Genomic DNA, 12,467 nt, shown 5'->3' on the forward strand with positions numbered 1-12,467 from the left:
AAGTAGAAAGTCATCTAATAAGAAAAAAGCAAAAATAGGCATCATTTTATCCTCATAGGGTTATTGCTAACCGTAATTAATGCAGGTGTTGGAGTATATTTATATACGCAGGAGCTGATTTAAGCTTATATAGAATAATGAGATAAACATTTTTCAGGGGTAAAAGATAATGAAATATAGGAAAGACAAGAAAGAGGAGGTACTGGTGGCGCTGTCGCAACGAAATCCAATCAAGGGGACGGTTCGGGATCAGTGAAAAAGTCTCTTATAAAGAGTTAATAATATGATACTAGCTTTTGCTTGAAAACGTATAAAAACTAGTGAAAGTATTGAATTCACTAGTTTTGATCAGATGAAAACCCCCATATATGGTATAATATAAGTACGACCAAATACAACCAATAGGGGGTAATATGCTTCGACTAAAGCCAAAGCAAATATCTTTTCACTCATCATTATATAATAAAATACCAGAAAATCATATACTAAAAAGAATAGATTCAGTAGTAGATTTTAGCTTTATCAATGGTTTACTAGAGAATAGCTATTGCAAAAAATTTGGACGACCTGCGAAAGAACCGGAATTGATGTGCAAGTTACTTTTTTTGCAGCATTTATATAATCTATCAGATGAAAAGGTCAAAGAAGAAGCGAGTTTAAACCTAGCATATATGTACTTTATTGGTATTAATCCAGAAGATTCTCTTCCGGATAAAAGTCTTTTATCTAAATTCAGAACACAACGACTTGGACAGTCAACGCTAGATGAAATCACCACAGAAATCGTAAGACAATGTGTAGTAAAAGGAATCGTTGAGGGAAAGAGTGTAAGTATTGATGCTACCCATATAGAGGCGAATACAATAAAGAAAACTCCAGAACGATTAATGAAGCATTTAGGAAGAAAAATCATCAAGACATATGGAGAAGAAACATCCCAAGATCTAGAAGGTATACCTGAGGTGCCAGACTATAAAGAAATTACAGATCATAAAGAGGCAAAAGCTGCAATGAAAGAATACCTAGAAATTGTAATTGATCAAGCAGAGAGAAATATATCTACTAACGAGCAAAAAACAGCAGAAGTAATTAAACAGGCTAAAGATATATTAAATGATCCCAAGTTTATCAATCAAAAAGGGATACGCTCATTAATAGATGTAGATGCAAGAGTTGGACGTAAAAGTAAAACGCAAGATTTTTTTGTTTAAAACGGAATTTATTATGACAACAGATGAACGAATTATCACCTCGATAAATACAGCCGATGGAGCGTATCCAGATGGTAACCATGTAAAAGAAATGCTGGACCAAACAAAGAAAACCGGCATAGCTGTTGAAGAAGTTTATGGAGATAAAGCATATTTTAGAAAATCAATATTAGATGATATAAAAGAAATGAAAGCAAAAGCTTTCATACCAGTTAGTACATCCGCTTACAGAATTGATGAAAGTGAGTATACATATAACAAAGACTCAGATGAATGGCAGTGTAGTCAAGGAAATACAACCATAAATAAAAAGCATTATAAATATAAAAGTAAAGCAAGAGAAAGAGCAGGTTATAAATACTATTTTGAAATGAGTCAATGCAAAGCATGTCCTAAACATGATGAATGTGCTAAAAAAAGCGCCAGAAAAATACTTATAGTAGGTTTAAATGCTTCAGAATTTTATGAAATATCGCAGTATCAGAAAACAGATGAGTTCAAGGAACAATATAAAAAGAGAGCTTCTATTGAAGGTAAAAATGCCGAACTCAAAAGATTTCATGGGCTACATCGAGCAAGAGGATATGGTTTAATAAGTGTGTCAAAACAATCAAAGCTAGCTGCAATAGCGGTAAATATTAAGAGGATAGCAGCAATAATCTCCTCTTTTTTATCTAATTTTAAGGGTATTTTTGAAATGACAGACTATTTTTCGGATTTGTCGAAATTTCTTGCGATTTAACGAAAAAAAGGACCAGTTTTTCACTGGTCCCGGATGGTTCTGTTGATTAATCGTTAAAATTTAAGATTGTAGGTATTGTACAGACTCTTATCTCCATCACTTAATCGAAAGAACCGTCCCTGTGATTTCTGTGATTTTCAAAGCTTGTAGCTATCTCAAAGCAAAGTAAGCGATAAAACCTTTTGATGAGAGAAAAGGTTGTGTAGGGTAGGGATTATAATAGATAAACTAAAAGAGCAGATTTACATAGTTCAATATTTTGTTCAGAAGTTTTCCGCGGAATGGATGAATGAGGTGTTGGGATTATTAAAGAGAAGTGAATCTGTAAACAAAATTAAAGGAGGAAATTGAATATGTTTAAAGAAATGACTCAAGAAGATCTTTCTGTTATTAATGGTGGAGGGAAATTAGAAGTAACCACTACTATGGGTGTTTTTGCTGCAGTGCTAAGTGGAGGAAATGGGTATGTGGTAGCTGGAACAGTATATGCGGCTGATAAATATTATGATCATGTAACGAGTCCAGACTATGCAGATAGCTGGAAAAAGTCGTCAAATGCTGATTTAATAAATGCTCACCCAAATAATTAAGGGTTATTAAATTGGGAGAATTCATTCAATAGATATATTCTGTGTAAATATTGTATGGTCTCTTAGTTGATGTTTACAGTATAGGATCAAGTGAAGTTGATTTTTGACTTCACTTGATTATTAAATCTCTACAATGTTTATATTATTTAAAATAATTAATAATTGCAAGGAGTGCAAAGATGAAAGAAATAAAAAAAGTACACATAGGTATGATTATATGTTTCATCAGCTATGGTATTGTTCAATTAATAGCTTCCTATTTTGTTCTTAGTACTGAATTGTTTCATATATTATGGATAATTATAATTTTTTGTTTAAGCAAGTTAAAGAAAATAATTTTTAATTATAAAAATATTAAAGAAAAATATTAGAAATCTTGGGAGAATAGAATTAATTAAATCAACTATATATCTGGTTTCAATATCTATCATAAATGTTCCACAAGACAAGGGTAAGCTTTGTTTGTCTTACTAATTCGGAAGTTAATGGGGGATACACAAGAAGGAGAGACAGAAGAGAAGAAAATATGTCAGCAGAACAAGCGCACCGGGAAGGGCAAATAATTGTTGCAGGAGTAGCTGCTATCATAACGGGGGGGAAAGTTTGGCATGGTCTTGTTGCTGGTGGTGCAGCAGATTTAATGACTAGATAAGATAAAGGTGAAATACTAAAGCCTGCTCTTCTTCAAAAAAGGGCAGGCTTTATAGAACAAAATGAAAAGCATTTCTAAGGAGGATAGATATGAAAAAGTTATATTTCAGGCAGTATCTTGTTAACTACATAAAATTCAATATAGTATTCTTTATTGCAACTACCTTGGGACTTGACTTAAAAATTTGGGCTGTTTTAGCAATAGCTGGTGTAATCACCTCTAAAACTAATACGGATAGAGATTTGGACACAATCAGAAAAACTATTGAAGTGTCAGAACTAACCGAACAAATGATGAAGGTAGTTCAACAGGAAAGAGTTTTACAGCAACTTCCAGTAGAAAAAGTTCAGGAAATATGCGAACTTTACCTGACACAATATACCATTGAAAAGAATAAATTAAAGAGGCATGGTAATGGAACGCTAATCCAGGCAAAAACATGGGATAACAAAATAATCATTAAAATAACAGCCTTTAACGAAACAACAGAGATTGTGATTCAGGCAAGACCACGAAGCTGGTTTGCAGCTATTGGCAATGGATACAACTACAGAACCGTGAAAGAACTGAAAAAACTTATAGAGAACGAGTAGCTTAAAATGAGGTAAATCATCTGTGCTAGTGAAGGGGTTGGAAAATAACTGAATGAAAAGCCCAAGGACGGAATTGTTAATAACATTTTAATTTACAAGGGTGGAGTGATATGTTTTAGATAAAAGTATGTCGAATTTCTTGTCAACTCAACAACTGAATACATTCACAGCCAAGTCATATCAGAGCTTTACTTGGGGAATTCCGCTGCGAAAGTTCAGTTATTGATTATAGTATTCAATATATTAAGATTACACCAGTTTATAAGTTTGATTAAGCTACCCAATCCTTATTGAGGAAGCCCTGAGCAGATTCTTTAATTGTAGAATAAATTTTAGCACTTTCGAAGCTCAATACAAAACTGTCAAATATTAATTCTTTTGTAATTTGAACGCCTACAGCTTTTTTGATCAATTCAAGTTTGTTCTGCTCCTTTGAATACAGGCGATAGCCTATTGGTATACTTAAGTACTTCGCTTTATCTTGGTAATATAAAGGAATATTCAACACCACAGATACAAAGCAATGACCATTAAGATATTTGGTTCCATTCTTTTTTGTATGGTCAAAATGTTTAACATAACAATCAAATTTAGCACCGTATTTTGCTTGAAGAGTATCATCAATTGTTATAAATAAGGTGTTCTGTCTTAATTTTTCTGGTATCAAGGATAAAGCGATAGAAACTGTGATAGTGGTTAGGGCTTCTATTGGAAATTTTGAATAGGATAAAAAGTAATATATTGAATTCAGCACCTTATCGGTGTGTTTCTTGATGAAACTATCATAAACAAATTGTATAGATCTTACTTCTTCTGTGCAGAGGATTCCCATAATGAGCCAGTAGAAAATATCAAAGCTCCGCTTCTTGAAAACTGATCTATACTGCATTAAATATTGGTGTAATGTTTGTTTCATCGAATTACTGGAAATACTAATCATATCAGGCGCCTCCTAGGGGTTTTGATTTATGCTAAGATTAGTACTCCTAGGATTAAGGTGTCTGATTTTGTTATTTTATGGAATTATTTTTGAATCACTACATTACTTGTAAAGTGGTGTTAATAACAATAAAATAGCCAGAAAATTAAATATTTCACCACAAACGGTTAAAACCCATATCAAAAATATCTATAATAAACTAGGTGTTAATAGTTTAGAAGAATGCAAGGACTTGTTGAATGAAATATTAGGGAAAAGCCTAAAAAACTATGATAAGTATTTAAAGAGCTTTTTAGAGAAAGAGAAAAAAAATTTTAAGGAGGGGTAGAAAAATCACCCCTGTTTTTAGCCAGAGGGGGATGAATCTACCCCTTAATTTATGGTAAAATTTACATAATAAGAAGAACTACTTTAGATTCTATCTTGGATTGTAACTTCCTGCTATACATATTATTTCACGCTGTTCCCATAGCTAAGTAAATAAGAAAACCTTTTTATGGGAGAAAAGGTTGTGTAGGGCGGGAATTATAATATATAGAAACAAAAATACGGATTTACATAGTAAATATTTTGTTCAGAAGTTTACCGGGGAATGGATGGATGAAGTGTTAGTCTCTACTAAAGAAAAGTGAATCTGCGAAAAACAAATCAAAAGGAGGAAATTGAATATGTTTAAAGAAATGACGCAAGATGAAATGATGAAGGTTGATGGAGGAGTAAAACAATGGGCTATAGACTTTATTAAGAGTTATGTGCTTGCAGAAGGGATTAACTGGGTTCGTGATAACAGAGCCGAAATATGGGAAAACTTCAAGAAAGGGCCTTCTGCTGATGATCCTATGAAACAAACTGATTTTTACAAAATATTTAGCACTACTATTCAATAAAGTAGGAAAGCAAAAGATTGATTTAAATGTGTGTGACTGCTATCGTAGGCTGACCGGAATCAGACGGCCAATACTGACCGAAAGCTGCCGGATTTTGCAATCGGAGAACCCCATCCTCCCGGAAAGGAGAAAAACGGTCAAGATCAAAAGAAAGTTCAACACTTTGAGGGCATCCACGTTATGCGATTTCTCCACCGCTAACTAGGTTGACCATGTGATTGACAATGATGGGCTTTTGACTTTGCACTCCATAGATCAGGCAGCGAGTGGCTACTTTGTTAATGAGACGAACTACGCCACCGGAATAGGCATAGATGGGTATCCAGTGCTCCTTCTGAAAAAATATCCCGGTCTGTCCTGTCCCGGCTTGTCGGAAACTATCAATGACAATGGCGTTACCTACATCCTTGTATAATGTATTTAGATTGATAAAGGTAACTGATAAACCTTTAAAGCCTGCAAGATCATACGCTTAGGTGTATAATCTACTGATTAGATAGAGGATATCGTTCGCTCCTTGAAGCCCAGACTTCGCACTTGAAAGACTGACATTTCTGTCTGATAAGCTGATTACGGATCCGTTGTTTATGATAATCTAAAAATACCCCACCATATTAGTTGAAAAATGCCCCAGAGGAAGTACAATTAACCCTATGAAACTTCATAGGAGGGGCTAAGGGGATGATCCCTTTAGTGCAAAAACAAGAAATTATATTAAAACATTTTAGAGAAGGGAAATCACAGAGGAATATTCACAGGGAAATAGACATTTCTCGAAAGACGATCCGGAAGTTCGTGATGGGTCTTCAGGCAATTTTGACACTGAAGCCGTCGGATGCGTAACACCTTCTCTTGAAGGCCTCCGTTGGTCTTCTCGGTCTCACGAACCTTGCGATTTCGGCTTCCAAGGACTTTTCTTGGGTCGATTGGCAGCAGTGACAGATAAATAGCTCCAAACTCCTAAAAGAATACTGGTTTCCAGGGTGTTTATTCAACTCGTATTCTGTTAGAATTATCATAGGAGTTGTGTGAGACGTCCCTGAGACTTGCTAACGGAAGCAGTCTATCGAACAGGGGCGTCTTTCTTTTTTCAAAAATTGTTATGGTCATTATATCCGTCAATTCTTGGTCAGGCAAGTTCGTCAGCAAACGGTCATTTGGGGCCGTCTTAAACACTTAAAGAAGAAGGGGAGTCATTAATGTTTCGTGAGAATATGATAAAAAAAATAAGGAAAAAATTTTTAGGTATTCATAACTGGCTGATTAATTTAAGTCCAATGATATTTGTACCTCTTATGACAGTATTTTCATATCTAATACTCTTTTCGTTTATTCCCGTTCTGCTGTTAATAGAAAAAAAATTTGGCTATCGCGGTACTTTTAATAATGACAGTATTGATGTATTCCATAATGAGGGGCTCCTTTTAGTTATCCTTCTTACAGTAGTTCTTGCTCCTATAGTTGAAACAGCAGTATTTCAAATGGTTCCAATTAGGTATCTAAGAAAAACTAACTTTTTAAAGGAAAAGCCTATGATAACAATATTGATATCAGCAGTTTTTTTTGGATTAGGACATACCTACAATATCATTCGTGTGATTGAAACATCATTAATTGGGATAATACTAGCGTATTCATATTATATATACCTAGAAAAAAACTACTATCCATTTTGGATTGTTACATCTATACATGGATTAAGGAATCTAATGACAACTATTCTTCTACTCATTAGTACATAAGAAAATCAAAGGGACGGTTCGTGCGCCACGAAGGGTGCACCATATAGCGGGTGGGAACCCCGCTGAGAAAGATTTAGCAAATCACTCATAGCGAGTCTTGGACATCATCGGGTAACCTATGATGTTAAGCGTAGACAGCAAGTTAGTAGGCCGAAAGCGAAAGTTGAAGGGATTGAGCCTCGAAATCCCCATTGGGAAGGTTAATACTGTGAACCGAGTAGAAAACAACATCAATATATTCGCTAAGCGAGAATATATTGGCTTCCCCGGGGTCAGTGACCTTGGCATGATAAACATAGTTATGGTGCGTCAACGTGGGAGACCCTGTTAGCTCTTTACACAGAGAAAGTAGGACTAACCAAGCGATAACAAAGCAAGGAAGTCCAATGCAGCAGGGAGTCGGATTACTGCATAGTGTGCGACTTGAAAGTTGCAATTAGAATTGTACATGAGTACTACCACATCCATCCCGTGGTATTCCTACCGATAAATGCCTAGTAAGTAATGAATGGTGTAAAGCAATCGGGACAATGCGAAAACAATAGTAGTCACAACTATTCTATTGCTAGGAAAAGATGTGCATGGTTAACAAATGTGAATTGCCGTAAGAATCGTCAGCGATAAAAGGTGAAATGTGAATGATACACCTTAACCAAAATGGTACGAGGGCAGGGACACAGTAATTACTATGGTACTGTGTTGGGAAGGACAGAGAACCTCCGGTTTATAGGCAGAATCTAAACACATCATAATTATTCTAATTGCGGAACAAGGTAAACCTTATGTGCTCCTGAAAAGGTAGGCAAATCGTAAGAGATGTACAATGCCCAGAAGGTAGAGGATACTGGAAAAAGCGAAAGTCTTAGTGTAATGCTGAGGATAGGGATTCAAAATTTGTCCCACTTGAAAAAGGGCAGACTTCCAGTGCGTATCGATTACATGAAAGATAAGGAATCTATGAATGCATCAGGTTCAACGACACGAAAGTGAGGACAATGTAGACGTATGAAAATGAAATGGAGTCAAATAGACTGGAATCAAGCAGAAGAATACGTTAATAGACTACAAATCAGGATTGTAAAGGCAACATTGGAGAACAAATGGAGATTGATTAAAAGACTACAGTATTTATTGACTCACTCATTCTACGCAAAAGCAATAGCTATAAAAAGAGTGGTGACAAACAAAGGTAAGAATACACCAGGAATTGATGGTGTGTTATGGAAAAACGATGGAGATAAGACAACAGCAATACAAAAACTTGAGGTAAGTTCGTACCATGCAAACCCTCTTAAAAGAATATATATTGAGAAGTTTGGTAAGAAAGAAAAACGACCTCTCGGTATACCCACGGTGAATTCATACTGCACACCTCCCAAGACTGTTTTTGGTTTTGAAAAGGTTCTTCAGAGACCCTGTGTCATTTTTGACAAGTGTCCCGACTTTTGAACCCATTCTCTCAATTCTTTTTCTTTTTGTTTATCTAATTGAATATTCCAAGGCCAACCTGGAGCGAATTTTTTTGCCTCTAAAATACCATGTTTAATCCAGTAATAGACGACACCAGGTGCGACATTGAATTGTTCGGCTACATCTTTTACAGATAACCCTTGCTGTTGCATAGAAAGCCTTTTTATCTTGTGTGAATATCGAATCCACTTGATGGAATCGACTGTAAACAATTTTCCTTCTGGTGTATGGTGGCCGGATTCGTTGAAGTAATCTGCAATTCGACTGTCAGTCATTGTATCAGATAATTTTCGGACCAGTTCTACCGTTTCTGGCGTGTGTTTGCGAGCCATTGATTTCGGCAGAGGTTTTGTAGCATTAATTTCTTCATGAGATTGATTTCTCCATCGTAGACCCAGCCGAATATCAGATTGTCTTGCTTCTGCAAATATAGTGATATCTTCAAGGAGCATCCGCAATATACGTTTTCGATCTTTAGCTGTAGTAGTAGCTGCATACCAAATACGAGGCAATTCTTTTGCCAAAGAAAGAATTTGAGCTTTATCTTCTTCAGTAGGTTGCCAACTTTGACGAGATTTGTATTGTGCATATTGCTCTTGAATTTGCGCTAACTCTGTAAGTTTTTCGTTCCATCGAGCTTCGAGGCTGCGTGCAACTAAACGATTTTCAGGCTCTACTTGCTGGTACTGGCGTTCTGCACGGTTAGCTTCATACTTTGCACGTTCCAAAGACAAAGACCATCCTTTATCGGCATCATCTTCTCCTTTTAACAGTTTATCCGTGACTTTAAGGGCAAGGTCCAATTCTGCTGGTTGAATGATTTGCATAAGCCTGGTTGTGACAACTTGATCGATTATTGTAGCTGGAACTGTGGTGCATGTAGCTCGAAGACCATGCTCCCACCTTCCTTTACATTCATATACAGGATAAATACCACCATTGCCCGTATAGCGAACAGTCATGCGCCGGCCACATTTCCCACACAGCACCACACCCTGAAGTAGAGCAGTACCTTCTCGAGCTGGACCACTTCGCTCAAGATTGGTACGATTATTCTGCAGCTGTTTGAGATTTTTTTCGTAGTTTTCCCATGTAATATAGGCCGGATGATGATCAGGGATAAGGACTTCCCATTGTTCCATAGGTAGACGAATGGTATGGTGGATAAATAACCCCTGAGGATCTACACTCTTCTGATCATGATAGCGCCCATATACATAAGCTCCAGCATAGCTTGGATTATACAAAATTCCGAGAACTCGGCTGTGGGTAAGAGTTCCCCAAACAAGTTTCCCAGCCCATGCGCCTCCATAAGCTCGTTTAGGAAAACGAAGCGTGTTTTTAGCAAAAAACTTGACGACACCATAAGCACTGCCACTGGCTTGAAAAGCGTGGAAGACATTGCGCACAGCAATTTGGACCTCTTCGTCAGGATCTAGAGCTGTTTGACCATCAATATCGTAGACATAACCTACAGGTAGCGGAAAACGCAGTGTACCCTTTTTAGCTTTATTCTTCTTCCCACCGAGCATGCGGGAACGAAGAAAATGCAGTTCAGCTTCACTCATTGTCCCTTTGAATCCAAGAATGAGACGGTCGTTAAAATCGCTAAGATCATAGATGCCGTCTTCATCCACTACAATTGTGTTGAATAGCGCACAGAGTTCCAAAAGCCTCAGGAGATCTGCACAAGAGCGTGCTAGTCGGGAAATCTCGAGACCAAAAATGGCTCCAACTTGACCCAAAGAGACTTGTGCGACGAGTTGCTGAAATCCCTGTCGAAGGGATCGCCCCGAACCTGAAATTCCAAGGTCTTCGTCGATGATCTGAATTTGTTCCTGGGTCCACCCAAGGTTTAAAGCTTTCTCCTGAAGTGCATATTGGCGTTGGGTGCTCTCTTGATTGTAACGAACTTGGGTCAAAGTTGATTGTCGGATATAAACAATCGCCATTCGATTCAAGTGTTCTGCTCTCACTTTCGATGTTGATATCATTATGTTCTTGTTCCTCCTTATGCATTGCAGCCAGACAAGAACGAACTAAATTTGCAACAATAGTAACAAGTTCGTCTGCCCTACAAACATCATTCCCTACTAAAGCTATTAATGTTGAACTAGACATCATAAGCATCCTTTCTACAAATCACAGTATTTATTGAGGACAACGAGTGTAGTATTTGTGACGTACCCTCTTTGAACTCTAAGGTGGAAGTATTTTCAATTCATTAATAGCATTAGTAGCCATAGTAAGATTTATTCCTCTTGCTTAGATTTGTCAAAAAGATTTACGGATACTTCTAAGCTTTGAAGAAGTTGAGCTAATTCTTTTAGGGTGAATGCATCAAAATGAGTCATGTGAGAATCCAGCTTGTGTATTTGCCGATCCGTCCAAGACTCAGGGACACATATGACACCAGAATCCGTACGCAAAGAATATCTTTGCAAACCGTTGAATTTTTTTACTTCAAGGATGTCATAATTTTGTCCACATAAAGGATGAAATGGATGAGTAATTGTAAGACTTCCTAAAAGGGGATTGAGTTTTTGTGTAATTCGTGCTGACCCTGCCTGCCTATGAAGATAAGTTAATACAATCTGCCCTGACAAAGATACTAAATGCCATATATGAGCGAGATTTCTTAGAGTGCTCTTTTGGATTTAGACCCAATCGAGGATGTCACGATGCATTGAAACTACTAGATAAAATAATAAACAAAGAACATATTAAATACGTAGTGGATGCGGACATCAAAGGATTCTTTGACAATGTAGAACATGGATGGATGATGAAATTCATAGAGCATATGATAGAGGACAAAAATCTAAAAAGACTCATAGCAAGCATGCTTAGAGCAGGAATAATGGAAGCAGGAATTAAGTACGACACACCTCAAGGTATAATGTGCACGCTTGTCAAGACACGAAATTGAATTTCCTAAGATAAACCTTCCTCCCTTCGTGTGTTAACGCTATGCAGCGATTTTCTGTGTAGAATAATACATTTCACTTGGTGTTTGATGGGTTTGTTTCTTGATTTAAGGTGGGAAAGTTGAGTTAAATATATTGCTTATGAAGACTTGAGGGAGGGATAAAATGATCAAAGACATTTTTCTATACATTATAAAAAATAGAATTATAGAAATGCGACGTGGAAATATGAAAAAAATTGATATTGTTAAAAAAGTATTTCAGTTTATTTTAATAATATGTATAGTTATTGTATGGTTATATATGACAGCAGATTTAATGATTGGTAGATTAGGAGTAAGTGGATTTATTGGTTTTTCTGCTATAGCATTGTTTGGTCTTATAAATTATTTTTATAAATCATAGGCGTTAACCTAAGCAATATTTTGGAAATTACTTTCGAGAAAAAAGTATTCCTGTAGTATTTTTAACGTTGTTTTTCGCTGATGCTTATTATCCTAAACACCCGATAGAATTGTAACCTAGTTACAGCTCTATCGGGAATTTAAGTTACGCCACAAATACAACGATAAAATAGATGATAAGGCATAAAAATACGCCTGAATTTTAACGTTTAGACGTGTTTTCATAGTTTTAATTGTCAAACTCAGGATATATCTTCCAGGCTGTTAAGCAGTTTAAAAAGTAATTAGAAAAAAACTCTCGCGGAGAGT

At 36.4% G+C, this 12,467-nt stretch carries 12 protein-coding genes and 2 pseudogenes; 10 read left to right on the top strand and 4 right to left on the bottom strand.

Going from position 1 to position 12,467, the window contains the following annotated elements:
• The first annotated feature begins 413 nt into the window (after positions 1–413).
• The 4 genes and pseudogenes from AMET_RS05170 (at position 414) to AMET_RS05185 (ending at position 3,788) form a co-directional block, all read left to right on the top strand.
• A pseudogene (locus AMET_RS05170) lies at positions 414–1,953 on the top strand (IS1182-like element ISAme2 family transposase).
• A 353-nt stretch (positions 1,954–2,306) separates the two neighbouring features.
• Positions 2,307–2,543 carry a hypothetical protein gene (locus tag AMET_RS05175; protein ID WP_012062305.1) on the top strand — a complete coding sequence of 79 codons (237 nt, stop codon included), beginning with the start codon at positions 2,307–2,309 and terminating at the stop codon, positions 2,541–2,543.
• 526 nt (positions 2,544–3,069) lie between these two features.
• Positions 3,070–3,195 carry a hypothetical protein gene (locus AMET_RS26820; protein WP_278184237.1) on the top strand — a complete coding sequence of 42 codons (126 nt, stop codon included), beginning with the start codon at positions 3,070–3,072 and terminating at the stop codon, positions 3,193–3,195.
• Between the two features lie 89 nt (positions 3,196–3,284).
• Positions 3,285–3,788: a hypothetical protein gene (locus AMET_RS05185; protein WP_012062307.1), complete on the top strand. Its 504-nt coding sequence runs from the start codon at positions 3,285–3,287 to the stop codon at positions 3,786–3,788.
• A 271-nt stretch (positions 3,789–4,059) separates the two neighbouring features.
• Here the strand turns inward: AMET_RS05185 and AMET_RS05190 are convergent, their stop codons facing one another.
• A complete protein-coding gene (locus AMET_RS05190) occupies positions 4,060–4,704 on the bottom strand; it encodes a hypothetical protein (protein ID WP_242661392.1) in 645 nt (214 codons plus the stop codon).
• A gap of 148 nt (positions 4,705–4,852) precedes the next feature.
• On the opposite strand from AMET_RS05190, the pseudogene AMET_RS27295 reads away from it, so the two are divergent.
• Together AMET_RS27295 and AMET_RS05195 are read left to right on the top strand one after the other, a co-directional pair.
• A pseudogene (locus tag AMET_RS27295) lies at positions 4,853–5,056 on the top strand (response regulator transcription factor); the annotation flags it as partial.
• Positions 5,057–5,396: 340 nt separating this feature from the next.
• A complete protein-coding gene (locus AMET_RS05195; RefSeq protein ID WP_012062308.1) occupies positions 5,397–5,615 on the top strand; it encodes a hypothetical protein in 219 nt (72 codons plus the stop codon).
• A gap of 738 nt (positions 5,616–6,353) precedes the next feature.
• On the opposite strand, the gene AMET_RS27300 is transcribed toward AMET_RS05195, so the two are convergent.
• Positions 6,354–6,563 (bottom strand): DUF6431 domain-containing protein, encoded by a 210-nt coding sequence (locus AMET_RS27300; RefSeq protein ID WP_408626399.1) that lies wholly within the window; start codon positions 6,561–6,563, stop codon positions 6,354–6,356.
• 251 nt (positions 6,564–6,814) lie between these two features.
• Here AMET_RS27300 and AMET_RS05200 point away from each other — a divergent pair, with 251 nt between their 5' ends.
• Positions 6,815–7,357 (top strand): CPBP family intramembrane glutamic endopeptidase, encoded by a 543-nt coding sequence (locus AMET_RS05200; RefSeq protein ID WP_012062309.1) that lies wholly within the window; start codon positions 6,815–6,817, stop codon positions 7,355–7,357.
• Between the two features lie 1,005 nt (positions 7,358–8,362).
• The gene (locus AMET_RS05205) at positions 8,363–8,806 is read left to right on the top strand and encodes a reverse transcriptase N-terminal domain-containing protein (RefSeq protein WP_012062310.1); all 444 of its coding nucleotides are present in this window, start codon (positions 8,363–8,365) and stop codon (positions 8,804–8,806) included.
• Here AMET_RS05205 and AMET_RS05210 read toward each other — a convergent pair.
• Both AMET_RS05210 and AMET_RS27305 read right to left on the bottom strand, forming a co-directional pair.
• Positions 8,764–10,821, bottom strand: a complete 2,058-nt coding sequence (locus AMET_RS05210; RefSeq protein ID WP_012062311.1) for a recombinase family protein — start codon at positions 10,819–10,821, stop codon at positions 8,764–8,766. The two genes, AMET_RS05205 and AMET_RS05210, sit on opposite strands and share 43 nt — an antisense overlap.
• Positions 10,822–11,079: 258 nt before the next feature.
• Entirely contained in the window at positions 11,080–11,433 is a 354-nt protein-coding gene (locus AMET_RS27305) for a DUF5372 family protein (RefSeq protein ID WP_198135392.1), read from the bottom strand.
• Between AMET_RS27305 and AMET_RS05215 the strand changes: the two genes are divergently transcribed.
• Together AMET_RS05215 and AMET_RS05220 are read left to right on the top strand one after the other, a co-directional pair.
• Positions 11,382–11,756 (top strand): reverse transcriptase domain-containing protein, encoded by a 375-nt coding sequence (locus tag AMET_RS05215; protein WP_049765188.1) that lies wholly within the window; start codon positions 11,382–11,384, stop codon positions 11,754–11,756. The genes AMET_RS27305 and AMET_RS05215 overlap by 52 nt on opposite strands.
• A 163-nt stretch (positions 11,757–11,919) precedes the next feature.
• On the top strand, positions 11,920–12,159 hold the full coding sequence (locus AMET_RS05220) for a hypothetical protein (protein ID WP_012062312.1): 240 nt from the start codon (positions 11,920–11,922) through the stop codon (positions 12,157–12,159).
• Positions 12,160–12,467: the final 308 nt, after the last annotated feature.

Origin of the sequence: Alkaliphilus metalliredigens QYMF (assembly GCF_000016985.1) — a bacterium.
GTDB classification, from domain to species: domain Bacteria; phylum Bacillota; class Clostridia; order Peptostreptococcales; family Natronincolaceae; genus Alkaliphilus_A; species Alkaliphilus_A metalliredigens.

Excerpts from the sequence above, each read along its gene's own strand:
- AMET_RS05190 (WP_242661392.1), bottom strand. The coding sequence starts at position 4,704 with ATGAAACAAACATTACACCAATATTTAATGCAGTATAGATCAGTTTTC.
- AMET_RS05220 (WP_012062312.1), top strand. The coding sequence starts at position 11,920 with ATGATCAAAGACATTTTTCTATACATTATAAAAAATAGAATTATAGAA.
- AMET_RS05210 (WP_012062311.1), bottom strand. The coding sequence starts at position 10,821 with ATGATATCAACATCGAAAGTGAGAGCAGAACACTTGAATCGAATGGCG.
- AMET_RS05200 (WP_012062309.1), top strand. The coding sequence starts at position 6,815 with ATGTTTCGTGAGAATATGATAAAAAAAATAAGGAAAAAATTTTTAGGT.
- AMET_RS05185 (WP_012062307.1), top strand. The coding sequence starts at position 3,285 with ATGAAAAAGTTATATTTCAGGCAGTATCTTGTTAACTACATAAAATTC.
- AMET_RS26820 (WP_278184237.1), top strand. The coding sequence starts at position 3,070 with ATGTCAGCAGAACAAGCGCACCGGGAAGGGCAAATAATTGTTGCAGGA.
- AMET_RS05205 (WP_012062310.1), top strand. The coding sequence starts at position 8,363 with ATGAAAATGAAATGGAGTCAAATAGACTGGAATCAAGCAGAAGAATAC.
- AMET_RS05175 (WP_012062305.1), top strand. The coding sequence starts at position 2,307 with ATGTTTAAAGAAATGACTCAAGAAGATCTTTCTGTTATTAATGGTGGA.
- AMET_RS05195 (WP_012062308.1), top strand. The coding sequence starts at position 5,397 with ATGTTTAAAGAAATGACGCAAGATGAAATGATGAAGGTTGATGGAGGA.